The sequence below is a fragment of the Streptomyces sp. G7(2002) genome (assembly GCF_028870195.1).
GTDB lineage: Bacteria > Actinomycetota > Actinomycetes > Streptomycetales > Streptomycetaceae > Streptomyces > Streptomyces nigrescens.
Map to the genome: position 1 here is coordinate 4,001,386 of NZ_CP102609.1, position 24,535 is coordinate 4,025,920.

The 24,535-nt window shown below is 71.4% G+C and carries 21 protein-coding genes; 13 read left to right on the forward strand and 8 right to left on the reverse strand.

Annotated elements, in window-relative coordinates; translation table 11 throughout:
* Nucleotides 1–313: 313 nt before the first annotated feature.
* The gene (locus tag NUT86_RS16515) at nt 314–577 is read right to left on the reverse strand and encodes a WhiB family transcriptional regulator (RefSeq protein WP_003983763.1); all 264 of its coding nucleotides are present in this window, start codon (nt 575–577) and stop codon (nt 314–316) included.
* A 691-nt stretch (nt 578–1,268) separates the two neighbouring features.
* On the opposite strand from NUT86_RS16515, the gene NUT86_RS16520 reads away from it, so the two are divergent.
* The 3 genes from NUT86_RS16520 (at nt 1,269) to NUT86_RS16530 (ending at nt 4,204) form a co-directional block, all read left to right on the forward strand.
* A complete protein-coding gene (locus NUT86_RS16520) occupies nt 1,269–1,778 on the forward strand; it encodes a cysteine dioxygenase (RefSeq protein ID WP_274736032.1) in 510 nt (169 codons plus the stop codon).
* 141 nt (nt 1,779–1,919) lie between these two features.
* The gene (gene cofD, locus NUT86_RS16525; protein WP_109890160.1) at nt 1,920–2,876 is read left to right on the forward strand and encodes a 2-phospho-L-lactate transferase; all 957 of its coding nucleotides are present in this window, start codon (nt 1,920–1,922) and stop codon (nt 2,874–2,876) included.
* Entirely contained in the window at nt 2,873–4,204 is a 1,332-nt protein-coding gene (locus NUT86_RS16530; RefSeq protein WP_274736034.1) for a coenzyme F420-0:L-glutamate ligase, read from the forward strand. The genes cofD and NUT86_RS16530 overlap by 4 nt, the downstream gene beginning before the upstream one ends.
* Before the next feature lie 48 nt (nt 4,205–4,252).
* Here the strand turns inward: NUT86_RS16530 and NUT86_RS16535 are convergent, their stop codons facing one another.
* The 3 genes from NUT86_RS16535 to NUT86_RS16545 form a co-directional block, all read right to left on the reverse strand.
* The gene (locus NUT86_RS16535) at nt 4,253–5,158 is read right to left on the reverse strand and encodes a DNA-3-methyladenine glycosylase family protein (protein WP_274736035.1); all 906 of its coding nucleotides are present in this window, start codon (nt 5,156–5,158) and stop codon (nt 4,253–4,255) included.
* Between the two features lie 266 nt (nt 5,159–5,424).
* Entirely contained in the window at nt 5,425–6,507 is a 1,083-nt protein-coding gene (locus NUT86_RS16540; protein ID WP_274736037.1) for a nucleotidyltransferase family protein, read from the reverse strand.
* A 260-nt stretch (nt 6,508–6,767) separates the two neighbouring features.
* Nucleotides 6,768–8,132, reverse strand: coding sequence for a peptidoglycan recognition protein family protein (locus NUT86_RS16545; RefSeq protein ID WP_229838353.1), 1,365 nt, complete (start codon nt 8,130–8,132; stop codon nt 6,768–6,770).
* Between the two features lie 111 nt (nt 8,133–8,243).
* Between NUT86_RS16545 and NUT86_RS16550 the strand changes: the two genes are divergently transcribed.
* The 4 genes from NUT86_RS16550 (at nt 8,244) to NUT86_RS16565 (ending at nt 14,169) form a co-directional block, all read left to right on the forward strand.
* Nucleotides 8,244–9,005, forward strand: a complete 762-nt coding sequence (locus tag NUT86_RS16550) for a TIGR03089 family protein (RefSeq protein WP_274736039.1) — start codon at nt 8,244–8,246, stop codon at nt 9,003–9,005.
* A 160-nt stretch (nt 9,006–9,165) separates the two neighbouring features.
* A complete protein-coding gene (locus NUT86_RS16555) occupies nt 9,166–10,404 on the forward strand; it encodes an LCP family protein (protein WP_266447501.1) in 1,239 nt (412 codons plus the stop codon).
* Between the two features lie 223 nt (nt 10,405–10,627).
* The gene (locus tag NUT86_RS16560; RefSeq protein ID WP_274736042.1) at nt 10,628–12,400 is read left to right on the forward strand and encodes an LCP family protein; all 1,773 of its coding nucleotides are present in this window, start codon (nt 10,628–10,630) and stop codon (nt 12,398–12,400) included.
* A 71-nt stretch (nt 12,401–12,471) separates the two neighbouring features.
* Nucleotides 12,472–14,169, forward strand: a complete 1,698-nt coding sequence (locus tag NUT86_RS16565; protein WP_274736044.1) for an LCP family protein — start codon at nt 12,472–12,474, stop codon at nt 14,167–14,169.
* Between the two features lie 165 nt (nt 14,170–14,334).
* Here the strand turns inward: NUT86_RS16565 and NUT86_RS16570 are convergent, their stop codons facing one another.
* Entirely contained in the window at nt 14,335–15,366 is a 1,032-nt protein-coding gene (locus NUT86_RS16570; RefSeq protein ID WP_018087083.1) for a glycosyltransferase family 2 protein, read from the reverse strand.
* Between the two features lie 274 nt (nt 15,367–15,640).
* On the opposite strand from NUT86_RS16570, the gene NUT86_RS16575 reads away from it, so the two are divergent.
* Genes NUT86_RS16575 through NUT86_RS16585 form a run of 3 tightly spaced genes read left to right on the forward strand, consistent with a single transcriptional unit; the run spans nt 15,641 to nt 18,197 of the window.
* Nucleotides 15,641–17,104 carry an LCP family protein gene (locus NUT86_RS16575; protein ID WP_274736046.1) on the forward strand — a complete coding sequence of 488 codons (1,464 nt, stop codon included), beginning with the start codon at nt 15,641–15,643 and terminating at the stop codon, nt 17,102–17,104.
* Nucleotides 17,101–17,559 (forward strand): hypothetical protein, encoded by a 459-nt coding sequence (locus NUT86_RS16580; RefSeq protein WP_109890178.1) that lies wholly within the window; start codon nt 17,101–17,103, stop codon nt 17,557–17,559. The genes NUT86_RS16575 and NUT86_RS16580 overlap by 4 nt, the downstream gene beginning before the upstream one ends.
* A 56-nt stretch (nt 17,560–17,615) precedes the next feature.
* On the forward strand, nt 17,616–18,197 hold the full coding sequence (locus NUT86_RS16585) for a VanZ family protein (RefSeq protein ID WP_020397687.1): 582 nt from the start codon (nt 17,616–17,618) through the stop codon (nt 18,195–18,197).
* Here the strand turns inward: NUT86_RS16585 and NUT86_RS16590 are convergent.
* A complete protein-coding gene (locus NUT86_RS16590) occupies nt 18,148–18,702 on the reverse strand; it encodes an acyl-CoA thioesterase (RefSeq protein WP_018087087.1) in 555 nt (184 codons plus the stop codon). The two genes, NUT86_RS16585 and NUT86_RS16590, sit on opposite strands and share 50 nt — an antisense overlap.
* A 272-nt stretch (nt 18,703–18,974) precedes the next feature.
* Between NUT86_RS16590 and NUT86_RS16595 the strand changes: the two genes are divergently transcribed.
* Nucleotides 18,975–20,270: an LCP family protein gene (locus NUT86_RS16595; protein WP_159488076.1), complete on the forward strand. Its 1,296-nt coding sequence runs from the start codon at nt 18,975–18,977 to the stop codon at nt 20,268–20,270.
* 64 nt (nt 20,271–20,334) lie between these two features.
* Here the strand turns inward: NUT86_RS16595 and NUT86_RS16600 are convergent, their stop codons facing one another.
* The gene (locus NUT86_RS16600) at nt 20,335–21,510 is read right to left on the reverse strand and encodes an acyl-CoA dehydrogenase family protein (protein WP_018087089.1); all 1,176 of its coding nucleotides are present in this window, start codon (nt 21,508–21,510) and stop codon (nt 20,335–20,337) included.
* A gap of 260 nt (nt 21,511–21,770) precedes the next feature.
* Here NUT86_RS16600 and NUT86_RS16605 point away from each other — a divergent pair, with 260 nt between their 5' ends.
* Nucleotides 21,771–23,111, forward strand: coding sequence for a UDP-glucose dehydrogenase family protein (locus tag NUT86_RS16605; protein WP_159488075.1), 1,341 nt, complete (start codon nt 21,771–21,773; stop codon nt 23,109–23,111).
* Nucleotides 23,112–23,122: 11 nt separating this feature from the next.
* Here NUT86_RS16605 and NUT86_RS16610 read toward each other — a convergent pair whose 3' ends face one another.
* Nucleotides 23,123–23,698, reverse strand: a complete 576-nt coding sequence (locus NUT86_RS16610) for a CGNR zinc finger domain-containing protein (protein ID WP_274736053.1) — start codon at nt 23,696–23,698, stop codon at nt 23,123–23,125.
* Nucleotides 23,699–23,771: 73 nt separating this feature from the next.
* On the opposite strand from NUT86_RS16610, the gene NUT86_RS16615 reads away from it, so the two are divergent.
* Nucleotides 23,772–24,140 carry a VOC family protein gene (locus NUT86_RS16615; RefSeq protein ID WP_018087092.1) on the forward strand — a complete coding sequence of 123 codons (369 nt, stop codon included), beginning with the start codon at nt 23,772–23,774 and terminating at the stop codon, nt 24,138–24,140.
* Nucleotides 24,141–24,535 lie beyond the last annotated feature (395 nt).

Consider the following 24,535-nt stretch of genomic DNA (forward strand, 5'->3'; position numbering starts at 1 on the left):
GTACGGGCCCTCCGGACCCGGGAGTTCGAAGGCCCGCGGCGAAGTCGCGCTGGGCCACCGCCCCCGGAAGACACTGCGACGGACTACGAGGCGACGCGCGCATCCCGTGGGGCGGCGGCGCATCTCGGACGGTGCCCCACACTAATGGTTCGCGTCGGTGCCCCGACCGGGTCCGTACACAGCAGTCCGCCTCCGGCGAGCAGGTCGCTGGAGGCGGAGAGTTCGCTATAGGGGGATATGGGGAGTTGAGGGGGTGCGGCGGCGTGGTCCACGAGGCCGCGCGCCGTCGGTCCGGCCGGCTGCGCTGTCATCGTCAGACGGCGGCCTTCTTGAGCCGGCGGCGCTCGCGCTCGGACAGACCGCCCCAAATACCGAAGCGCTCGTCGTTGGCGAGCGCGTACTCAAGGCATTCGGACCGGACTTCGCAGGCGAGACAGACCTTCTTGGCCTCGCGGGTGGAGCCACCCTTCTCCGGGAAGAAGGACTCGGGGTCGGTCTGGGCGCACAGTGCGCGCTCCTGCCAGCCGAGCTCCTCGTCCGCCTCCTCGACCAGCAATTCCTGGAACAGCTCGGTCATGTGCGCCCCTCGTCTGTCTTTACGTCCCCGTGATCAAGCCGTGATCGATTTCGGCTGAACGACACGAGTGAAATTACAAGTGTGGTGATCCGGGCCAGTCAAGCCGAGATCTGCTATTGAGCCTCTTATTCACTCGGCGGAACCAAGCGGATGCGGAAAGTGTTCAAATCAGTAAAAACCAGGACACTTTCCCGGGCGTGCCACTCGGCACGTCCTCTTCACTCACCAAGACGCGACCAGGCGGCGTTCACGTTGCACCCCACGCGCCGAAGCGGGGGAGATCACAGACCGATCACGGGTCCGCAACGGCGTTTGAAAGCGCGGTTGCCGGTCGATGTCTCCGTGTCCGTAGCTGCACAAACCTTTCGCCGGGCGGAGTAACCGGATGAGGTGAAAGATTTACGGCAAACCCGACATCAAGTTGACATCGCGTCGCGAACCCGGTCTCCTTGACCCCATGCCAGCGACTCCCGCGCTCCGACTGACCCGTGCCTACGGGTCGCTCTGCGCTGCGCAGTCCCGCTGTCGCTGTTCCAGCTGTTGAAGCCACTGAGCTCCAGCCTTTTCGCTCGCACCACCCCGCAGCGCCCCTGCTCCGCGTCGCCGCGCCGCGCCCCCTACAGGGAGAGCCCGCACCGCGCCGCAGCCAGTTCGCGTCACCCCAGCACTTCCGCCGAGGAACCGAAACCCCATGAACAGCGACGTCCAGATCGCCGGCGACCCGCTCGCCATCCCCCACCTGCTGCCGCCCGTTCCCGCACACCCGGCCACCGTCGCCGGCTTCGCGGGGCTGGCCCGCTCGATCGCCGCCGACCGCGCCGCCTGGGCCCCACTGGTCCGCTACGACGCCACCACCCGCTGGTACCACCGGCTGCGCACGGGCCCGGGTTACGAGGTGTGGCTGCTGAGCTGGGTGCCGGGGCAGGGCAGCGGCCGGCACGACCACGGGGCGTCCTCCGGTGTGCTGACCGTCCTGGAAGGGGAGTTGACCGAACACGCCGAGGACGGGCCGCGCACCCTCACGGCCGGCGCCCAGCGGGTGTTCGCCCCCGGCTACGTCCACGAAGTCGTCAACGACGCCCTGACGCCGGCCGTCAGCCTGCACGTGTACTTCCCCGGACTGACCAATATGCCGATGCACCCCAGCCAGGCCACGGACTCCGGGGCCGTCACCACCCCTCCCGGGATACCGGCCCCCTGACACCGTCCCGTCCGCCCTGACATTCCCACCCGTCGCCCGGCCACCGCCCCTCATCGACTCAGCCTTCGGCTGACACACTGCCCACCCGTCGCCCGGCCACCGCCCCTCATCGACTCAGCCTTCGGCTGACACACTGTCTCTATGCGAATCGTGGTTCTGGCCGGCGGTATCGGCGGCGCCCGCTTTCTGCGGGGACTGAAGGCAGCGGCTCCGGACGCGGACATCACCGTCATCGGGAACACCGGCGACGACATCCATCTGTTCGGGCTCAAGGTGTGCCCCGACCTCGACACCGTGATGTACACGCTCGGCGGTGGCATCAACGAGGAGCAGGGCTGGGGCCGCGCCGACGAAACCTTCCGGGTGAAGGACGAGTTGGCCGCCTACGGCGTCGGCCCCGAGTGGTTCGGGCTCGGTGACCGGGACTTCGCCACCCACATCGTGCGGACCCAGATGCTGAGCGCCGGATATCCGCTCAGCGCCGTCACCGAAGCGCTGTGCGCGCGCTGGAAGCCCGGAGTGCGGCTGCTGCCGATGTCCGACGACCGGGTCGAGACCCATGTGGCCGTCGACGAAGAGGGCGAGCGCAAGGCGGTCCACTTCCAGGAGTACTGGGTGCGGCTGCGCGCCTCGGTGCCCGCACATGCCGTGGTGCCGGTCGGCGCCGACCAGGCCAAGCCCGCGCCGGGCGTGCTGGAGGCCATCGCGGCGGCGGACGTGGTGCTGTTCCCGCCGTCCAATCCGGTGGTCAGTATCGGGACGATCCTGGCGGTGCCCGGCATCCGGGAGGCCATCGCGGACGCCGGGGTGCCGGTGATCGGACTCTCGCCGATCGTCGGCGACGCCCCCGTCCGCGGAATGGCCGACAAGGTGCTGGCGGCCGTGGGGGTGGAGGCGACCGCCGCGGCCGTCGCCCGCCACTACGGGTCCGGACTGCTGGACGGCTGGCTGGTCGACTCCGTCGACGCCGGTGCGGTCGACGAGGTCGAGGCGGCCGGTATCCGCTGCCGGGCCGTACCGCTGATGATGACGGATCTGGACGCCACGACCGCGATGGTCCGTGAGGCGCTGGAGCTGGCCGCGGAGGTCCGGGCGTGAAGGACGCCTCCGAGGTGCCCGCTTACCGGGTGTGGGCGCTACCCGGAATGCCCGAGGTGCAGCCCGGCGACGACCTCGTCAAGCTGATCGCGGCGGCCGCGACCGCCGAGGGGATGCCCCAACTCGCCGACGGTGACGTGCTGTTGGTGACCTCGAAGATCGTCAGCAAGGCCGAGGGCCGGGTGGTCGAGGCCGCCGACCGCGAGGCGGCGATCGACCAGGAAACCGTGCGGGTGGTGGCGCGCCGCGGCACCCTGCGGATCGTGCAGAACCGGCAGGGGCTGGTGATGGCCGCGGCCGGTGTCGACGCCTCCAACACCCCTGCGGGGACCGTGCTGTTGCTGCCGGAGGATCCGGACGCCTCGGCGCGTGCCCTGCGCGCGGGCCTGCGTACCGCGCTCGGCGTCGACGTCGGCGTCGTCATCAGCGACACCTTCGGCCGGCCGTGGCGCAACGGGCTCACCGATGTCGCCATCGGCGCGGCCGGGGTGCGGGTGCTGGACGATCTGCGCGGCGGCACGGACGCGTACGGCAATCCGCTCAGCGCGACGGTGGTGGCCACCGCCGATGAACTGGCCGCCGCGGGCGACCTGGTGAAGGGCAAGGCCGACGGGCTGCCGGTCGCGGTGGTACGGGGTCTTGCCCATGTCGTCGGGGAGACCGGCGAGGCGGACGGGGCGCGCGCCATGGTGCGCAGCCCCGAGGACGACATGTTCCGGCTGGGCACCTCGGAGGCCGTACGGGAAGCGGTCACGGCACGGCGTACGGTCCGCGCCTTCACCGGCGAACCGGTCGATCCCGGGGCGGTCCGGCGCGCGGTGGCGGCGGCGGTCACGGCCCCGGCGCCGCACCACACCACGCCGTGGCGGTTCGTGCTCCTGGAGTCGCCTCAGGCGCGGGTGCGGCTCCTGGACGCGATGCGGGACGCCTGGGTCGCGGATCTGCGCCGAGACGGGAAGTCGGAGGAGTCCATCGCCAAGCGGATACGGCGCGGCGATGTGCTGCGTGCCGCGCCGTATCTGGCGGTGCCGTGCATGGTGACGGACGGCTCGCACCCCTACCCCGACGCGCGGCGCAGCACGGCGGAGCGCGAGATGTTCCTCGTGGCCCACGGCGCGGGGATCCAGAACTTCCTGGTCGCGCTGGCGGGCGAAGGCCTCGGCTCCGCCTGGGTGTCGTCGACGATGTTCTGCCGGGACGTGGTCCGGGACGTACTGGGGCTGCCGGAGGACTGGGAGCCGATGGGGGCGGTGGCCCTCGGACGTCCGGCGGCGGCACCGGCCGCGCGCCCGGCACGGAACGCCGAGGACTTCGTCGTGGTGCGCTGACCGGGACGACGACTCCGTCGTGGTGCGCCGGGCCCGCGCCCGCGCCGGTCACAGCCGGGCTATGCCCCCTACGGGGAAGCGTGGGGCGCGGCGCGGCGGGACGCGGCCGGACAGCAGGATCAGCCGGGCGGCGCGGTGCCGCTGGCCCTCGTAGGGCGCGAGGAGTTCGAGCATCTCCTCGTCCGTGGTGCCGCGGCGGCCGGTGAGGGCATAGCCGATGATCTTCGGCAGATGCAGATCGCCGACCGTGATCGCGTCCGGGGCGCCGAGGGTGCGCTGCAGCGTCTCCGCGGCGGTCCAGGGGCCGATGCCGGGCAGTGCCATGAGGCGCCGGGTGGCGTCCGCGAGGTCCATCCGCGCGGCCTCCTCCATCCGGCGGGCGGCCCGCACGGCGCGCAGGATCGCGGAGGAGCGCTTGGCGTCGACGCCCGCGCGGTGCCACTCCCAGGAGGGGATCAGCGCCCAGCCGCGCGGCTCCGGCATCACCCGCATCCGCGCCCAGGGTCCTGGGGCGGGCTCGCCGTGCCGCTGCAGCAGCAGCCGCCAGGCGCGGTAGGCCTCGTCGCTGGTGACCTTCTGCTCCAGGATCGAGGGGATCAGCGACTCCAGCACCAGGCCGGTGCGCGCGAGCCGGACGCCGGGGTGGCGGCGGCAGGCCTCATGGACGATGCGGTGCCGGGCGGTCAGCTGCGCCGGGTCGTCGGACTCCCCCAGCAGCTCGGGCAGGCGCTCCAGCAGCCAGTCGGCACCCGGCCCCCAGGCCTCGGCCTCGACCTGGCCGGCGGCCGGACGGGCCGCGATACGGAGCGTGCCGGGTCCCTCGGGCGTACGGCACGCGCGCCACAGTTCGCCGTCACGCACCGCGAACGCGGGGTCGCCGGGGCCGCGCTGCAGCACACCCAGCGTGCGGTGCAGGTCGAACGGGCCGGGCGGCTCCCAGGTGCGGGCGGGCATGCGGCCAGGTTAGGCGATGGGGGTGACAGCGGGGCGGGCCGTGGATGGGGGGAGGCAGCGGGGTGGGCCGTAGGGGGTGGGCGAACACATCCCGTAGGGGTGGCGAGCGCCCCCTCGGGGCCACAACGTGGTGCTGCAGGGCGGCATTCCCGTGGTGCGCCGCTCCTATGAAGTGCGCCGCTCCGCCGGTGCGCCACGGGAGCGGGCGCCAAAGGAGCGGGGCATCACAGGAGCGGGGCACCAAAGGAGCGGCGGGGCGCTGTCCGCTACTGGTCGGACGAGAAGCGCACCGAGCCGGCGGGGATGTCGGCGTCGCACCAGATGCGGATGCCGCCGCGCAGCTCGTTGTCGGCGCCGATCCGCGCGCCGTCGCCGATGACCGCACCGTCCAGGACCGTACGGGCCCCGATGTGCGCCCCGGCGCCGATCAGCGCGTCACGGATCCGGGCGCCCGGCTCGATGACCGCGCCTTCGAGGACGGCGCTGCCGTCGATCTCGGCGCCGGCGCCGATCACGGTGCGCGCGCCGACGACGGTGCCGCCGGTGAGCTTGGCGTCGGCGGCGACCTCGGCGGTCTCCAGGACCAGGCGGTCCCCGCAGCGGCCGGGCACCGCCGGGGACGGGGCGCGGCCGAGGACCAGGTCGGCGGAGCCGCGGACGAAGGCCTGCGGGGTGCCGAGGTCGAGCCAGTAGGTGGAGTCGACCATGCCCTGGAGGTGGGCGCCGTCGGCGAGCAGGCCGGGGAAGGTCTCGCGTTCGACGGAGACCGGGCGGCCGGCGGGGATGGTGTCGATGACCGACCGGTTGAAGACATAGGCACCGGCGTTGATCTGGTCGGTGACGATCTCCTCGGGGGTCTGCGGCTTCTCCAGGAAGGCGGTGACCCGGCCGGTGTCGTCCGTGGGCACCAGGCCGAAGGCGCGCGGGTCCTCGACCCGGGTCAGGTGCAGGGAGACATCGGCGCCGGAGGTGCGGTGGGTGCCGACGAGGGCGGCGATGTCCAGGCCGGTGAGGATGTCACCGTTGAAGATCAGTACCGGGTCGTCGGGCGCGGAGTGCAGCCGCGAGGCGACATTGCGGATGGCGCCGCCGGTGCCCAGCGGCTCCTCCTCGGTGACGTACTCCAGGTGCAGGCCGAGCGCCGATCCGTCGCCGAAATACGGCTCGAAGACCTCGGCGAGGTACGAGGTGGCGAGAACGATGTGCTCGACGCCGGCGGCCCGGGCGCGGGCCAGCTGGTGGGTGAGGAACGGCACACCCGCCGCCGGGACCATGGGCTTGGGCGTGTGCACCGTCAGCGGGCGCAGCCGGGTGCCCTTGCCGCCGACCAGGAGGATCGCTTCAGTCACCTTGTCGTCTCTGCTTCCTGCTGGGGTCGGCCGATCGGCCGACCAGTGTAGGCAGACGGGGCCCCGGGCGCCCTCGGTGGTGGGGCGCCCCCCGTGCCGTTCCGGCCACGGGAGGAGCGCGGGCCCTGGGGGGGCGGACGTCGTGGCGGCTAAGACGTGCCGGCGGCAGGAACGGTTGAGTGGTTCCTGCACCCTGCAGCCTGCACCGTGACGGACCCACGCACACCCGGGAGGTGCCGTCGTGCCCGGCCGGCAGCGGATCAGCGGCCCTGCAGGGCGGCCGCGGCGGTGCGGGTGCCGGCGAGCTTGTCGTAGAGGTGGACGCCGGGGCAGTCGGTGGTGAAGCCGTCCCGGTGGCCGGAAATGACGTGCAGCGGGACCTTGGTGCCCTTGGGGAAGCGGTTTCCGCCGCCGGACAGCAGCTGGGTGGTGGCGCGCGGATCGACGCTGTAGAGGCCCAGCTTCCACGCCGTCAGACGGGCGATGGCGTCGACGGCGGGCTGCGGCGGCTCGTCATCGGTGAAGGTGCCGAGGACGGCGATTCCGGTGCTGTCGGAGTTGAACCCGAGGGTGTGGGCGCCCATGACGGCCTTGGCGACGCCGCCCGCGCGGCCCTCGTAGACCGTTCCGCACTTGTCGATGAGGAAGTTGTAGCCGATGTCCCGCCAGTGGTTGCTCTTGACGTGGAAGCGGTACATGGCGCGGATCAGCGAAGGGGCCTCGGCGCAGTCGTAGTTGTTGCCCGAGCCGCTGTGGTGGACGAAGGCGGCGCGGACGGTACGGGTATAGGTGAAGGCCTTCTCGCGCAGCTTCTCGTCGGCGCCCCAGCCGGCCCGGGTGACGATCCGCGGGCGCGGTCCGACGTAGGAGTGGGCGGGCGGCGCCCCGTCCTCGGCGGGGAGGTCGGCCTTGGAGGCGGCCTGGTCGAGGGCCGGGATCTCGGTGGCGCCGAGCGGGGCGAGCCCGGCGTTGGCGGCGGAGGCCTCGGTGGCCTCGGGGGTGAGCGGGGCCGGGGGGTCGGCGTGTGCGCGGCGGACGGCCCGTGGTGCCCTGCCGGGGTCGACGAGTTCCAGCCGGAGTCCGCCCGGGAGGGCGGCCCGTGCGCGGTGGCGGGATTCGGGGGTGATGCGCAGTTGGACGGCGTCGGAGTCGCCGACCCACAGCGGCGCGGTGCTGCCGCGTACCTCGCTGTCGCGCCGCTCGGCGGAACCGAGGTCGGGCGCGTCGTCGTTGTGAACCTGGACGTCCTGCCAGCCGGACCAGTCGCCGCTGCCGGTGGCGCGGGTGCGGACCTGGACCCGGCCGCCCAGCTCGGCGGCGGCGTCGTCCCAGACGACCCCGAGGAGGGAGAACGGCCGTACGGTGCGGGCCGGCAGGCCGAGTGACTGGGGGGCGGGCTCCGGGGTGGCGTCACGGGCGTCGGAGTGCGGGGCGGGTGCGCCGAGCGCCGCCACCGGCAGGGACTGGGTGCTGCCGGGCAGCTCACCGGAGGGTGCGGGCCGCGGCGCGGCGGCGGGGGCGGCGCTCGCACCGGCCGTCGGGTCGAGGGGCAGGGCGAGGGCGGCGGTGCACACGGCGCCGAGACAGATCGCGAGGAAGGGGCGCATGGACAAAATCCTGGACATGGGCGGAGCGAACGCGCCAACGGTGGTCTGACGGGGCATCGGCCGATCCGGTGGCGCGGGCCCGCCGGGCCCGACCCGCCGTCAGCCGCCGCCGCGCGTACCCTGGCCGCGATGAACGCCACCGATCGCACCCCCGCCGACCTGCTGAGTTCCGCGCTCGCCGCGGACCCGGCCCGCCCGCTGGTGACCTTCTACGACGACGCCACCGGCGAACGCGTGGAACTGTCCGTCGCGACCTTCGCCAATTGGGTGGCCAAGACCGCCAACTACCTCCAGGGCGATCTGGCCGCCGAACCCGGCGACCGGCTCGCGCTGCTGCTGCCCGCGCACTGGCAGACCGCCGTCTGGCTGCTGGCCTGCGCGTCCGTGGGCGTGGTGGCGGAGGTGGACGGCGATCCGGCCGCCGCCGATCTCGTCGTCGCCGGGCCCGACCGGCTCGACGCGGGGCTCGCCTGCTCCGGGGAGCGGGTGGCGCTGGCGCTGCGCCCGCTGGGCGGCCGCTTCCCGCAGCCGCCGGCGGGCTTCGCGGACTATGCCGTCGAGGTGCCGGGCCAGGGTGACCGGTTCGCGCCGTTCGCACCGGTGGACCCGGGTGCCGCGGCGCTGGTCGTCGGCGGCGAGGAGCTGACCGGGGCGGGCATCGTGGCCCGTGCGCTGGCCGACGCGGGCGGGGCCGGGCTGCCGGAGGCCCCCCGGGTGCTGTCGGGGCTGGGGTACGACACCTGGCAGGGCCTGTCGTACGGGCTGTACGCACCGCTGGTGACCGGCGGCTCCGTGGTGCTGTGCCGCCACCTGGACCGGCTGGGCGCCGAGGCCGCGGCCGACCGCGAGCACAGCGAGAAGATCACGTTCCGGGCGCCGCTGCCGCACTGAGAAACGGCGCTCCCCCGTCCGGCGGACCGGACGCCCCCAGGGCGGGCCGGTACGTCCTTTTCGGTCCAGGATCTTGAGTACGTACAACCATGCGCGGGTTTTGTCCGTCTCTTGTTCCGTCCGGGCCCTGCGCGCGGGCGCGACGCCGACTCCGTGAGGGATGGACGCACAGGTGACCGAGAGCCCCGAGCCCAGCAGGTTCGCCGGCTGGGCCGCGCGCCCGGCCGGGGGGCCGGGAGCGGGCGGCCCGGGGCCGGGGGGCACTCCCCCGCACCGCCGGCACCTGCGTCGCTTGGCCGCCGTCGGGATCACCGGTGTCGTGCTGGCCGGGGCCGGTACCGGCTGGGCGGTGTACGCCAAGCTCAACAGCAATATCCGCACCGACAGCGCCACCGAGCGGGAGCTGCGGAAGTGGGAGTCCGAGCGGCCGCCGGCGGGCCCGCCGAACGCCGCGAACGTGCTGCTGATCGGCTCCGACAGCCGTAACGGCGGCAACGGCAGATACGGCCACAGCCGCGGCCAGCGCTCGGACACCACGATGCTGCTGCACCTCGCGGCGGACCGGAAGAGCGCCACCGCGGTGAGCATCCCGCGCGATCTGATGGTCGAGGTGCCGCACTGCAAGCGTCCGGACGGCACGGAGACCGCACCGCGGGCGGCCCAGTTCAACGGGGCGTTCGCGGCGGGCGGCCCGGCCTGCACGATCCGGACGGTCGAGAAGATGACGGGGATCCGCGTCGACCACTACTTGATCATCGACTTCGTCGGCTTCACGAAGATGGTGGACGCGGTGGACGGCGTCGAGGTCTGTCTGCCCCGGCCGGTGCACGATCCCGAGGCGCATCTCGCGCTGCCCGCCGGCCGGCAGACCCTGCACGGTGAGGAAGCGCTCGGTTACGTACGGGCACGAAAGAGTCTGGGAAACGGCAGCGATACCCAGCGCATGGAGAGGCAACAGCGATTTCTTGGCGCACTCGTGAAGAAAGTGCAGAGCAATGGTGTCCTGCTCAATCCGACCCGGCTGTATCCGGTGCTGGATGCCGCGACGAGTTCACTGACCACGGACACCGCGCTGGCTTCCCTGAAGGGCCTGTACGAATTGGTGCGCAGCGCCCGCCGCATTCCCACCGACCGGATCCAGTTCATGACCGTGCCGCGACGGGAGTACCGCTTGGACCCCAATCGCGATGAGCTGGTGCAGCCGGACGCCGCACGGCTCTTCGGGCAGCTGCACAGGGATCTTCCGGTGACCGTGACGCCCCCGCGCGACGACGGGGAGGAACGGGTCCGCACCGGAAACGGATCTTCGGACGACCGGCCGGGCGAACCGCCCGCGCCCTCGCCGAGTTCGGGCCCGACCTTTCCCGGGACGACGGCGGAACACGGGATCTGCGAATAAAGATGCCGCAAAACAAGCCGACGACTCGAATGGATTGGGCGGATTGCCCAGTTGTAGGTAAGTGGAATTTGTCACGAGCGTCGCGGGGCGCTGAACTGGGCGGATAGTGTGAGCGATCCGGTCGCACGACCAAGCTGACCGATGACCTACCAATGCACGATCGACCGACCGAGCGCCTTGAGGGGATGGCGCCGCGTGGCACCGACGGAGGACTCAAGGCACCGTGGACGCGCAAGGCCGTGGGCGGGCGGGCGACAACAATGTCGATCCCGCCGATCAGTGGGTGTTCGATCCGGACACCGGCAACTACGAACTGCGGCTTGACCCTGCCGGTCAAGCCGCCGCTCGGCCCTCCGACCGCAATGCGGCCGGCAGACGCGCCGCCCGGAAGCGGGACGCCGGTGTCGGCGACACCGACACCCGTCCGCTGCCGACCCAGCGCGGCCGGCAGGGCGAGGGCACTGCGGACGGGGACGACGAGCGCCCCGCCGGCGGGCGGGCGGCGCGCCGTGCGGCCGCCAACCGCACGGCGACCGCGACGGCGGCGGAGGCGGGCCCGGCGAGCCGCCGTAAGCGCAAGCCGAAGAAGTCGGGGAAGAAGCGGGCGCTGCACTGGACCGCCGGTGTGGTGGGCTTCGTGCTCGTCGCCGGCTGCGGCGCCGGGTACTTCATCTACCAGCAGCTGGACGGCAACATCTCCAAGGTCGATGTCGGCGTGGAGAACGACGCCGTGTCCGACGGCCCGGTGAACCTGCTGATCATCGGGACCGACTCCCGCTCCGGCAAGGGCAACGGGGGCTATGGCGACGCCGGCAGCGTGGGGCACGCGGACACCACGATCCTGATGCACATCTCCAAGGACCGGACGAACGCGACGGCGATGAGCATCCCGCGCGACATGATCGCCGACGTCCCCAGCTGCCCGACGAAGCAGAAGGACGGCTCGACGAAGAACATCCCCGGTGAGCAGGGGGTGCGCTTCAACACGAGCCTGGGCCAGGAGGGCCGGGACCCCGGCTGCACCTGGCGCACCGTCGAGAAGATGACCGGGCTGAAGATCAACCACTTCATGATGGCCGACTTCAACGCGGTCAAGGAGCTGTCCAACGCGGTGGACGGTGTCGAGGTGTGCGCGGCCAAGGACATCAACGACCCCAAGTCGCACCTGAAGTTGAAGGCCGGCCGGCACGTCGTCAAGGGCGAGCAGGCGCTGGCGTTCGTCCGTACCCGGCACACCGTCGGCTTCGGCAGTGACCTGAGCCGTATCGAGCTGCAGCAGCAGTTCCTCAGCTCGCTGATCCGCAAGCTGAAGTCCAGCGCCTTCAGCAGCCCCGGCAAGCTCTACGACGTCAGCCAGGCGGCGACCAAGGCGCTCACCGTCGACACCGGTATCGGCACCGCGAGCAAGCTGCTGGACTTCGGCACCGACCTCAAGAAGGTCGACATCGACAAGGTCACCTTCGCCACCGTGCCGGTGCTGGACAACCCCGACGACCCGGCGACCGTCATCCTCGACAAGGCGAAGGCGGATCCGCTGTTCGCGATGGTGCGGGCGGACCACACCCTGGCCAAGGGCAAGAAGGGCAAGGGCAAGAAGTCCGCGCCGGTCAAGAAGGCGCCGCCCGAGCGCGTACGGGTCGATGTCTCCAACGGCGGCGGGCCGATCGGCTCGGCCCAGGAGACCGTGGACTGGCTGCAGAACAGCAAGGGCGCCAAGCTCTCCACCAACGCCGGCAACGCGCCGTCGAAGCTGGCCGCCACCCGCCTCGAATACGGACCCAACCAGGCCGACCAGGCCGCCGCGCTCGCCGACTGGATGGGCCTGCCCAAGAGCGCGCTGAAGAAGTCCTCGCAGAACGCGGGCGACCGCGAGCCGATGAAGCTCGTCCTCGGCAAGGACTTCAAGGCACCGGGTTCACCGATCGAGGCGCCGACCGAAACCCCGGACGGGGTGCAGAACGTCAATGCAGATGACAAGAACATCTGCGCAAAGTGAATTGAGCGGGATCCGGCCGCCCCGCCGAGGCGCCGAGCGCACCACCGGACTGACAACGGGGAGAGGGCCGAATGGGGCAGAGCAGTGTGCGGGGTGACCGGTCGCGTCGGAGACGCCGGCCGGAAGCTGAGGAGCCGGTCCGGGACGACGGCGTCTACGAGGACAAGGGGCTGCCTCCGGACGCGCCCGGCTGGACGCCTCCCGAAGGCGGCGCCGCGGCCTCCGCGGACGGGGACGGGAACGTGCCCGCCGAGGGCGGCGGGCACCGCAAAGGGGGGCGGCCGCCCCGCAAGGGCCGCAAGGTGCTGCGCTGGACCGCCCTCACCCTCGCCGTCCTGATAGTGGGCGGCGCGGGTGCCGGGTACTGGTATTACGAGCACCTCAATGCCAACCTCCGCAAGGCGCCGAGGTCCCTGGGCGGGGGCGGTCTGCAGAAGCCGGACCCCAACGCCTTCGGGCAGAGCCCGCTGAACATCCTGCTGCTGGGCTCCGACGGCCGGAACAGCGCCAAGAACATCGAGCTCGGCGGCGCCCGGCAGGACGCGGACCGCAAGCCGCTCGCCGATGTGCAGATGCTGCTGCACGTCTCGGCGGACCGCAGCAACATGTCGGTGATCTCCATCCCGCGGGACACCCGGGTGACCATCCCCGAGTGCACCGACCCGAAGACCCGCAAGGTCTATCCGCAGACCTCGGGGGCCATCAACCAGTCGCTCCAGCACGGCGGTCCGGGCTGTACGCTCGCCACCTGGCAGGAGCTGACCGGCATCTACATCGACCACTTCATGATGGTCGACTTCGCCGGTGTGGTGGACATGGCGGACGCCATCGGCGGCGTCCCGGTCTGTGTCGACAACAACGTCTACTCGCACGACCGCAAGGGCCACGGCAGCGGGCTGAAGCTCACCAAGGGCACCCACTCCGTCAAGGGCGTCCAGGCCCTGCAGTGGCTGCGCACCCGCTACGGCTTCGAGGACAACACCGACATCGGCCGGGCCAAGGCCCAGCACATGTACATGAACTCGATGGTCCGTCAGCTGAAGAAGGACGCCAAGCTCACCAACCCCGGGGAGCTGCGCGATCTGGCGGAGGCCGCGACCAACGCGCTGACCGTCGACGACGGCCTGGACACCGTCAAGAAGCTCTACGTCCTGGGCGGCGATCTCAGCCGGGTGCCGACCAAGCGCATCACGATGGTCACCATGCCCTGGCAGTACAGCGCCGACGAGTCGTACGTCATGCCCAAGCCCGGCGACGCGGAGGAGACCTTCGCGCTGCTGCGCAACGACACCGCGCTGGACGGCAAGGACAAGAAGAAGAAGGCCACGCCGGCCCCCAAGCCGTCAACGCCCAAGGACCAGCTGAAAGTTGTGGTGCAGAACGGCACCAACAGCACGGTCAACGGCCCGGTTTCCGGCCGCGCGTCGGTCATCCAGCAGCAGCTGTCCGGCCTGGGCTACACCGCGGCCGGCACCGACTCCGCGCTCACCACACAGGCCGACACCACGATCACCTACCGGGACAAGGGCCAGAGGGGCGACGCCCTGGCGCTGGCGAAGGCGCTCGGCCTGCCCAAGGAAGCGGTACGGGAGTCGAGTTCGGCCACCGGGATGCGGCTGGTGGTCGGCAACGACTGGCGCACCGGCTCGGCGTACCCGAAGAAGCCGGGCGACGAGAAGGGCGCGGGCAAGGCCCCGGACAGCGCGGACGCGCTCAACGGTGAGGACACCAAGGCCTGCATGAAGGTGAATCCGGATTACACCTTCTAGGGTTGCCCTGCCGGCCTGGGGTTCCCTGTCGGCCTGGGGTTCCCCGCCGGCCTGGGGTTCCCTGACGGCCTCGGTTTCCCTGCTGCCCTAGCTTCTTCCGCTGCCCTAGGTTTTTCCCCCGCCGCCCACCCCCCTTCGGGGGGTGGGCGGGTATAGGAGGGCCGTCTACTCCGCGTCCGCCGCCGGGGCCATGACCGCCGGGCGGCGGCTGGCGATGACCTTCCTGGCGAGCGCGCGGGGGCTGGTCAGGAAGCCCGTGCCCCAGGCCATGTGCATGGTTGCCAGGGCGACCGGGATCTGGAGTCGGGCCTTCAGCGACAGCCCCTTGCCGGCCGGCACCGAGCCCGCGGTGATGGCCGCGAGGTAGCCGGCCGGGACGACCAGGCCCCAGGGGGTGACGGCCGCACCGACCACCAGGCCCGCCGCGATGGCGCACACCGCGGTCGGCGGCGCGAGATAGCGCAGATTGATCGAACCGGCGTGGTAGCGGGCCACGACATGGCGCCACTTGCCGTAGTCCTTGTACTGCTTGGCCAGCGCCTTGATGCTCGGCCGCGGGCGGTACTGCACCTTCAGCTCGGGCGAGAACCAGACCTGCCCGCCGGCCTCACGGATCCGGAAGTTCAGCTCCCAGTCCTGGGCGCGGATGAACTCCTCGTTGTAGCCGCCCTGCTGCTCCAGCGCCTCGCGCCGGAACACCCCGAGATAGACGGTCTCGGCGGGACCGGCCTGCCCGCCCGTGTGGAAGGCGGCATTGCCCACACCGATCTTGGAGGTCATGGCGGCGGCGACCGCGTCCTCCCAGGCGTTCTCGCCCTCGGCGTGCATGATGCCGCCGACGTTCGCCGCGCCGGTCTCCTCCAAGAGGCGCACGGCGGTGGCGATGTAATTCTGCGAGAGCATGCCGTGGCCGTCGACGCGCACCACGACCGGGTGCCGGGACGCCTTGATCGCGGCGTTCAGCGCGGCAGGGGTGCGGCCGGTGGGGTTGGGCACGGTGTGCACCCGGGCGTCCTCGGCGACGAGCTCGGCGGCGATCTCGTCCGTACGGTCCGTGGACGGGCCGAGGGCGATCACCACCTCCATCTCACCGGCGTACTCCTGCTCCAGGATGTGCCGGACCGAATTGCGCAGGTGACGTTCCTCATTGAGCACCGGCATGATCACGGAGACGGCCGGGGGCTGCTGCTGCGGCATGTTTCCTCAGGGGTACGGCCCGCGGCGGAGCCGCCAGCGACGGCAGCGCCCGCCGGGAGACTGCAGAATCGCGCCTCACGTTACCGCGAATGGTGGACACCCTCGGACGCAGCCGGGTGGCCCGGCGCCGGATGCCCGGCGTGTGGTGCTTTGCCACTGATCATATGGACCTACGGTGTCCTCGTCTGATTGATCAGCATGTGTCCGCGCTTGCCGTTCCGCCCGCTCCCCGCCGGGCCCCGCTCCCGCCCGCCCAGCCGCGGAGGTGTCCCCCGTGACCGCGCCGTTCCGCTCCCCCCGTCCGGCCCGGCGCCGGGCCGCCCGGCCCTGTGCGCGCCGGCGCCCGTCGGGCCCGCGCTGGGGGCTGCGGATCGGCGCGGTCGTGTCGGTGCTGGTGCTGGCCGTGAGCGGCGTCGGGCACGCCGTGGTCACCGGCGTGGAGAGCGGCATCGGCCGGGTGGACGCCTTCAAGGGCATGAGCAACCGGCCCGGGGGCGGCGACGGCCTGAACTTCCTGGTCGTCGGCACGGACGGGCGCGACCGGCTCACCGCGGCGGAGAAGCAGAAGTACCACCTGGGCGGTGCGCCCTGTCACTGCACCGACACCCTCATGCTGGTCCACCTCTCCGCCGACCGGGACCGCGCCAGCGTGATCAGCCTGCCCCGCGACTCCTACGCCGAGGTCCCCGCGCACACGGACGCCGTCACGGGCCGGCAGCGCGCCCAGCACGCCATCAAGCTGAACGCGGCCTACGCCGAGGGCGGCCCCAGCCTCACCGTGCGGACCGTCGAGCACATGACGGGGGTGCATATCGACCACTACCTGGAGGTCGACTTCACCAGCTTCATGCGCAGCGTGGACGCGGTCGGCGGGGTGGAGATCTGCACCGTACGGCCGCTGCGCGACAGCTTCACGGGGCTGGATCTGCCGGTCGGCAAATCGCGGCTCAACGGCGGCCAGGCGCTGCAGTACGTGCGCTCGCGGCATCTCGACGGCTCCGCCGATCTCGGCCGGATGCAGCGCCAGCAGCGCTTTCTGGCCGCTCTCATCCACAAGATCACCTCCTCCGGAGTGCTGATGAACCCCATCCGCTTCAGGGACGTCGCCGACACGATGCTCCGGTCCGTACGGGCCGATTCGGGCTTCGGGGCCAACGACCTGGTCGACCTCGGGCAGGCGATGCGCGGGTTCACCCCGTCGTCCTCGGAGTTCACGTCCGTGCCGCTGGGTGATGTGGCCCAGCCGGTGCCGGGCGTCGGCTCGACCGTGCGCTGGGATCCGGTGCAGGCGCCGAAGCTCTTCCGGGCGATCCGCGAGGACCAGCCGATCACGGTGCCCCGGGACCGGAAGGAGCCGCGGGCCAGGGTGGTGGACATCCCGCCGGGCCAGGTCCAGGTGCACGTCGACAACGGCAGCGACCGGACCGGGTCGGCCGCCACGGTGGCCCGGGAACTGCGCGCCACCGGCTTCGCCACGACCGGCGTCCCCGGCGACTCCGCCCTCGGCAAGGTGCCCCGGACGGTGATCGTCTACGACCCGCGCTGGGACCGCTCGGCCCGCTCGCTGGCCGCCGCGCTGCCCGGCGCCGAGCTGCGGCCGGTGGCCGGGCGGGGTCCGGTGCTGCAGGTGACGGTCGGCCAGGGCCGGACGGCGGTGCAGCGGGTACGGGCCGAGGAGCCGCCGCAGAAGCCGGGCCGGATCGCGGCGATCACCGGGGACGAGGCAGTGTGCCCATGAGTGTCCCCGCGCCCCGCCGCACCCTGCCCGGGCCGCCCGTGCGCCGGCCGGACGCCCGCTGCCGGGCGCGCCGGGTCACGGTGGCCCTCGCCGCGCTGGGCCTGGTCGCGGCCACTGCCGCCGCGGCGCCGCCGGCGCCTCCCGCACCGACCGGCTGCGGGGAGCTGGTGCGCGGCCAGCTGTGTCTGCGGGGGCCGGTGGGGGCCGACGGGATGTACACCGCGACCTACCGGCGGCACGGGTCGGCGGCCGGCCCCGACGAGATCATCGTGCGGCTCGGTTACCAGCGCAAGAACGACCGGATCACCGCCTTCCCCGGCTGGTTCGGCACCCGGCGGACCCAGGGCGGCGCCGTCGGGCTGAGCGGCCGGGTGGAGATGCTCGCGGATGAGTGCATCCGGGGTGTCATGGAGCGCGGGGAGACGTTCTACGTCACCAAATGGAGCTGCAGTTGATGTCCGAGACATCCGGAATGTTCGTGATGTTCGAGATGTCCTGAAAGGGGCGTACTGTGTGGCAGGTTGTGCTGGGCATCACCCCCACCACGGTGACGCTCTTCCTGTTCTTGGCGCTGGCGGCGGCGGTCGCGCTCGCCCTGTGGACGGCGCTCGTGCCCGACAGCGGCACACCGCGCACCACGGCCCGGCTGCTGCTGGCCGGCTGGCTGCTGCTGCTCCTGCTGGCGACGCTCGCGCCCAGCCAGCCGGTCGGCTCCGGGGACGCGACGGTGTGGTGGCGGCCCGGTGAGGGGCTGTTCGACCTGGGCGCCCAGTTGGAGCCCGGGGAGCTGGAGATGCTGGTGCGGCGGCAGATCGCCAATGCCGCGCTGTTCGTGCCCGCACCGCTGCTGCTGCGGTTCGCGGTGCCGCGCGCGCCGGCCGCCGCGACCTTCCTGCTGGGCGTGGGGCTGTGCCTGGTCATCGAGACGGCGCAGCTGCTGATGAGGGCCGGGCGGATCGCCGATATCGACGATGTGATCTGCGCGGCGGCCGGCACCGTCATCGGCACGGGGCTGGCGCTGGCCGCGCAGCACGGGGTCGCCGTTATGCGTCGTCGAGGCCTTCCGCGGCGCGCCGTTCGCGCAGCTCCATGATCGCGCGCCGCCGGGCGAGGCGGTGCGTCCGGCGGATCTGCGCCTCCTGATAGCGGCGCTGGTCACGCTCGGTCTCGGGGAGCACCGGCGGCACCCGGCGCGGCTTGCCCTGCTCGTCGACTGCGGCGAAGACGAGGTAGGCGGAGCCGACCTGCTGGGCGGGGCTGGATTCGTTCCAGCGCTCGGCGAGGACCCGTACGCCGACCTCCATCGAGGAGCGCCCGGTCCAGTTGACCTGGGCGCGCACATGGACGAGGTCGCCGATCCGGACAGGTTCGAGGAAGGCCATCTCGTCCATGGAGGCGGTCACGGCCGGTCCACCGGAGTGGCGCCCGGCCACCGCGCCCGCCGCGTCGTCGACGAGCTTCATGATCACGCCGCCGTGCACCGTTCCCAGGAGGTTCGTGTCGCCGGCCGTCATGATGTGGCTGAGCGTGATGCGGGACACGGAAGTGGGCTTGCCCACCACCTCGTCCTCGGGGTTGTCGGTGACGAGTTCGGTCATGCAGCCAGCCTAAGCGGCGCCCGTACGGCACCACTCCACACCGATCGTGAGACTGGTCTCGCCGTTTCCGCAGGTCCGTGACCCAGGTCTCACCGTCTCCGCCGGAAACCATCCGGAATGGTTGCTTCCATTCGTGCAGGTCGGAATGGTCATGTCCCTTTGCGGTATGCCACGGAAGGCCGCCGTAGCTTTGCATCAGCTCTGCAACAGCACTGGCCCGATCCGGCACCCGCCCTATGGAGACCCCCTCTGCGGCGTGCACACTTCCCCGTATGAATGAGTGGCCCAATGGGTGGTCCGGCGACCAGAGCGGCAACCGGTACGGACACGGCAGCGGCAGTGCCGAGCCGGAGGGTGCGCGTGCCATGCGCCAGGTGCGGCGCGACGCAGGCCCCGGCTATCAGCGGAGTGAGCCTCCGCTGCCGCCGTCGATGTCCCCGCGCGGGGGCGCGGCCGTACCTCCGCAGCAGTCCCAGGGCTACGACGACGCATACGACGGGTACAACACCGGCCAGGTCTACGGCGGTGGCCGCGGCGGCGGTGGCGGTTACGACGACGGCTACGGCGACGGCCGTGCCGGCCGGCCGCGCCCCCGCTGGGGCAAGCGCATCAAGTGGACGGTCATCACCCTGGTCGCGGTACTGGCGGTCACCTCGGTCGCCACGTACTTCTGGGCCGACGGCAAGCTCCGCCGCAAGGTCGACCTGAGCAAGGTCATCGACCGCCCGGAGACCGGCGACGGCACGAACTACCTGATCGTCGGCTCGGACAGCCGCGAGGGCATGACCGCCGCGCAGAAGCGCAAGCTGCACACCGGCTCCGCCGAGGGCAAGCGCACCGACTCGATGATGATCCTGCACGACGGCAGCAACGGCCCGACGCTGATATCCCTGCCGCGCGACTCGGACGTGGAGATACCCACGTTCGTCGGCTCGGACTCCGGCAAGAAGTACCAGGGGACGGGGCGGCACACCAAGCTCAACGCGGCCTACGCCGAGGACGGCCCCGAGCTGCTGGTGCGCACCGTCGAGTACAACACCAAGCTGCACATCGACCACTACGTCGAGATCGGCTTCGCCGGCTTCGCCAACATCGTGGACGCCATCGGCGGGGTCGAGATGGACCTCCCCAAGGCGATCAAGGACAGGGACTCCGGCGCCGACTTCCCGGCCGGCAAGCAGACCCTCAACGGCCAGCAGGCGCTCGCCTACGTCCGCACCCGGCACGCCTTCGCCCAGCAGGACCTGGACCGTACGAAGAACCAGCAGAAGTTCCTGGCGACGCTGGCGAGCCAGACCGCCACCCCCGCCACGGTCCTCAACCCCTTCAAGCTCTACCCGACGATGAGCGCCGGCCTGGACACGCTCGTCGTCGACAAGGACATGAGCCTGTGGAGCCTGGGCGAGATGTTCTTCGCGATGAAGGGCGTCACCGGCGGTGAGGGCAAGTCCATGAACATGCCGGTCTCCGGCAGCAACGGCGGCAACCTGGTCTGGGACAAGACCAAGCTCGCGCAGCTGGTGCAGCAGCTCAACAACGACGAGAAGGTCACGGTCAGCAGCAACTGACCGCAGACACGAAAGGGCCCCGGACCGCCGCTGCGGTCCGGGGCCCTTAGCCGTTCTTACGGGCTTACTGCGGCAGGTTGCGCGCCATCACGATCCGCTGCACCTGGTTGGTGCCCTCGTAGATCTGGGTGATCTTGGCGTCCCGCATCATCCGCTCGACCGGGTAGTCACGGGTGTAGCCGTAGCCGCCGAGCAGCTGGACGGCGTCCGTGGTGATCTCCATGGCAGCGTCGGAGGCGTAGCACTTGGCCGCGGCGCCGAAGAAGGTCAGGTCCTCGCCCTTGCCGCCGGCCGATATCCGCTCGGAGCGGGCGGCCGCGGCGTAGGTGAGCTGACGGGCCGCCTCCACCTTCATGGCCATGTCGGCGAGCATGAACTGCACGCCCTGGAAGTCACCGATCGGCTTGCCGAACTGCTTGCGCTCCTGGACATAGCCCTTGGCGTAGTCCAGGGCGCCCTGGGCGATGCCGAGCGCCTGGGCCGCGATGGTGATGCGGGTGTGGTCCAGGGTCTTCATGGCGGTGGCGAAGCCGGTGCCCTCCGCGCCGATCATGCGGTCGGCGGGGATCCGGACGTTGTCGAGGTAGACCTCGCGGGTCGGGGAGCCCTTGATGCCGAGCTTCTTCTCCGGGGCGCCGAAGGAGACGCCCTCGTCGCCCTTCTCGACGACGAACGCCGAGATGCCCTTGGAGCGCTTCTCGGGGTCGGTGACGGCCATCACCGTGTAGTACTCGCTGACGCCGGCGTTGGTGATCCAGCGCTTGACACCGTTGAGGATGTAGTGGTCGCCGTCGCGGACGGCCTTGGTCTTCATACCGGCCGCGTCCGAACCGGCGTCCGGCTCGCTCAGGCAGTACGAGAACATCGCGTCGCCCTTGGCCAGCGGGCCCAGGTACTTCGCCTTCAGCTCCTCGGAGCCGGACAGGATCACCGGCAGCGAGCCGAGCTTGTTGACGGCCGGGATGAGGGAGGACGACGCACAGACGCGGGCGACCTCCTCGATGACGATGACGGTCGCCAGCGCGTCGGCGCCGGCACCGCCGTAGGCCTCCGGTACGTGGACGGCGTGCAGGTCGTTGGCGACCAGCGCGTCGAGCGCCTCCTGCGGGAAGCGGGCCTCCTCGTCCACCGCGGCGGCGAACGGCGCGATCTTCGCCTCGGCGAGCGAGCGCACCGACTCTCGGAGCATGTCGTGCTCCTCGGACGGCCGGTACAGATCGAAATCAGCGGTTCCCGCCAAGGTTTCTCACTCCCCTGTGAGCTGAATGCCAGTGCTAACTACCGTTAAGTAACCCGATACGTCTCCGGATTCTAGGCGCCGATCCCGGCTGCGGATACGTGAGGTTGCCGACAGTTACACAAGCACCGCCCGCGGGGCCGGAGTGGGCCGTTCCCTGCCCGACTATGCTCGGTCAGCGCCGTTTTCCTCAGCCCACCCGTCACCCGACCACCGCCCCTCAACGCCGCGCTTCGCGCCGCACCCGCCTGTTTGGAGCGTCCATGCCCCTCAAGATCACCGTGATCGGCACCGGCTACCTCGGCGCCACCCACGCCGCGGCCATGGCCGAGCTGGGCTTCGAGGTGCTGGGGCTCGACGTGGTCCCCGAGAAGATCGAGATGCTGCAGCGGGGCGAGGTCCCGATGTACGAGCCCGGTCTGGAGGACCTGCTGCGCCGCCATGTCGCCGGGATCGAGGGGGCGACCGGCCGGCTGCGCTTCACCACCTCCTACGAGGAGGCCGGCGCCTTCGGCGATGTGCACTTCGTCTGCGTGAACACCCCGCAGAAGCACGGTGAGTACGCGTGCGACATGAGTTACGTGGAGAGCGCCTTCGACGCGCTGGCGCCGCATCTGACCCGGCCCACGCTGGTGGTCGGCAAGTCGACGGTGCCGGTGGGCAGCGCGGCCCGGCTCGCCCGGCGGCTGGCCGCGGCCGCCCCCGCCGGTGAGGCCGCCGAGCTGGCCTGGAACCCGGAGTTCCTGCGCGAGGGCTTCGCCGTCAAGGACACCCTGCACCCCGACCGGATCGTCGCCGGAGTGGCCGGCGCGCGGGCCGAGGAGCTGCTGCGTGAGGTGTATGCCACCCCGATCGCCGAGGGCTCGCCGTTCATCGTCATGGACTACCCGACGTCCGAGCTGGTGAAGACCTCCGCCAACTCCTTCCTGGCGACCAAGATCTCCTTCATCAACGCGATGGCGGAGGTCTGCGAGGCGGCCGACGGCGATGTGGTGAAGCTGGCCGAGGCCATCGGGCACGACGACCGGATCGGCAAGAAGTTCCTCCGGGCCGGTATCGGCTTCGGCGGCGGCTGCCTCCCCAAGGACCTGCGGGCCTTCATGGCACGCGCCGGTGAACTGGGCGCCGACCAGGCCCTGACCTTCCTCCGCGAGATCGACTCGATCAACATGCGACGCCGCGGCCACATGGTCGAGCTGACCCGGGACGCGGTCGGCGGCGGCTTCCTCGGCAAGCGGGTCGCCGTCCTGGGCGCGACCTTCAAGCCGGACTCGGACGATGTCCGCGACTCCCCCGCGCTCAATGTCGCCGGCCAGATCCACCTCCAGGGCGGCCAGGTCACGGTGTACGACCCGAAGGGCATGGAGAACGCCCGGCGGCTCTTCCCGACGCTGGCGTACGCGGACACCGCGCTGGAGGCGGTGCGCGGCGCGGATGTGGTGCTGCATCTGACGGAGTGGCGCGAGTTCCGTGAGCTGGACCCGGCGGCCCTGGGCGAGGTCGTCGCCGAGCGCCGCATCCTGGACGGCCGCAACGCCCTGGACCCGGCGCTGTGGCGCAAGGCCGGCTGGACGTACCGCGCCCTGGGCCGCCCCCAGGCGTAATTGCCTGCCCTCTACTCGGACTCCGCGCGTCGGGCGCGGTAGGTCCGCATCTTCGCCCGGCTGCCGCAGACCGCCATGGTGCACCAGCGGCTGCGGCCGGCCGGGCTCTTGTCGTAGAAGACCCAGCGGCAGTCATGGGCCTCACAGGCCTTGAGCCGGCTCCAGGTGCGGTCGGCGACCGCGGCCGCGATGCCCGCGGCGACCAGGGCAGTGAGGTACGCGACACCACCGAGCCCGGCGGCCGGGCGCAGTGCGGCGCCACCGTCGGGCCGTACGTCCAGGACGAGCGGGGCCGCGGCGAACAGCCGCTCCAGCGTCCGGGCGGCCGGCTCGGGCACGGCGGCACCGGCGGTGTGCGCCAGACACACCTCCCGGAGCGCCTCACGCAGCTCCCGCAGCTCCCCGAGCGCCTCCCGCTGCTCCCCGGGCGCCGTCACCCCGCCCCGTCCGGCGGGCACCTCGTGGTCACGCAGAAAGGCGCCGAGGCCGCCGTCGTCGGTCAGCGCGTCCTCGCCGGTCTCGATATCGAGGGTGTTCACCAGGTCCTGCACCAGCCGCAGGGAATCCGGAGCCGTTCGGGATGCCACTCTTGCGATGTTACCGATACCTGGCATCATGCAGTAACGAAGTTACCGGTTGGAGCAATGAGGAGGTAACGCCATGAGCGCGATCAAGTTCGGCGTCATCGCACTGGACTGTCCCGACCACCGGGCGCTCGCCAACTTCTACGCCGAGATGCTCGACTGGCAGGTGACGGGAGGCGACGAAGACTGGATCGAGGTCGCCGGCCCGACCGGCCGCATCCTCGCCTTCCAGCAGGTAGCGGACTACCGCCCGCCGCAGTGGCCGGGCCAGGACGTACCGCAGCAAATGCATCTCGACTTCGACGTGGCGCGCGCGGACATCGACGAGGCGGAACGCAAGGTGCTCGCCCTCGGGGCGAAGCTCGTCCAGAGCGACGAGAAGCTTCGCGACTGGCGGGTGTACCTGGATCCGGCGGGGCACCCGTTTTGCCTGTGCCTCAAGTAAACGCTTGCCTTAAGTAGCCCCACGTTTTTGGCTGTCCCGCCGTGGTTGTTGCTCGCCGTTGCGCCTGGCGGCGGGCCGGGTCCGCTGCGCGGGGCTGTCGGGGTGCGGTGACGGACCTCCGCGGGTGGGTGTCCGGACTGCTTCGCTTTACGTCCGGACACCCACCCGCTCCGGCCCGTCCCCTCCCGTGGAGGGGTGGGAAAAACGCTGGTGGGGGTCACGCCAGTGGTCCGGTGCGGCTCGTCGAGCGCAGTGAACCGCCTACGGACGCCCGCCCCCACCCACCGCCACTACTCCCCCAACGGGAGGGGACGGGCCGGAGGGGCCTGGTGTGTGGACGTAAAGCGAAGCAGTCCACACACCAGGCCCCGGAGGCCCGTCACCGCACCCGACAC

Bases quoted from the DNA above. Each gene is read 5' to 3' on its own strand.
- NUT86_RS16515 (WP_003983763.1), bottom strand. From the start codon at position 577: ATGACCGAGCTGTTCCAGGAATTGCTGGTCGAGGAGGCGGACGAGGAG.
- NUT86_RS16520 (WP_274736032.1), top strand. From the start codon at position 1,269: ATGAACAGCGACGTCCAGATCGCCGGCGACCCGCTCGCCATCCCCCAC.
- cofD (WP_109890160.1), top strand. From the start codon at position 1,920: ATGCGAATCGTGGTTCTGGCCGGCGGTATCGGCGGCGCCCGCTTTCTG.
- NUT86_RS16535 (WP_274736035.1), bottom strand. From the start codon at position 5,158: ATGCCCGCCCGCACCTGGGAGCCGCCCGGCCCGTTCGACCTGCACCGC.
- NUT86_RS16545 (WP_229838353.1), bottom strand. From the start codon at position 8,132: ATGTCCAGGATTTTGTCCATGCGCCCCTTCCTCGCGATCTGTCTCGGC.
- NUT86_RS16550 (WP_274736039.1), top strand. From the start codon at position 8,244: ATGAACGCCACCGATCGCACCCCCGCCGACCTGCTGAGTTCCGCGCTC.
- NUT86_RS16555 (WP_266447501.1), top strand. From the start codon at position 9,166: ATGGACGCACAGGTGACCGAGAGCCCCGAGCCCAGCAGGTTCGCCGGC.
- NUT86_RS16565 (WP_274736044.1), top strand. From the start codon at position 12,472: ATGGGGCAGAGCAGTGTGCGGGGTGACCGGTCGCGTCGGAGACGCCGG.
- NUT86_RS16570 (WP_018087083.1), bottom strand. From the start codon at position 15,366: ATGCCGCAGCAGCAGCCCCCGGCCGTCTCCGTGATCATGCCGGTGCTC.
- NUT86_RS16580 (WP_109890178.1), top strand. From the start codon at position 17,101: ATGAGTGTCCCCGCGCCCCGCCGCACCCTGCCCGGGCCGCCCGTGCGC.
- NUT86_RS16590 (WP_018087087.1), bottom strand. From the start codon at position 18,702: ATGACCGAACTCGTCACCGACAACCCCGAGGACGAGGTGGTGGGCAAG.
- NUT86_RS16595 (WP_159488076.1), top strand. From the start codon at position 18,975: ATGAATGAGTGGCCCAATGGGTGGTCCGGCGACCAGAGCGGCAACCGG.
- NUT86_RS16605 (WP_159488075.1), top strand. From the start codon at position 21,771: ATGCCCCTCAAGATCACCGTGATCGGCACCGGCTACCTCGGCGCCACC.
- NUT86_RS16615 (WP_018087092.1), top strand. From the start codon at position 23,772: ATGAGCGCGATCAAGTTCGGCGTCATCGCACTGGACTGTCCCGACCAC.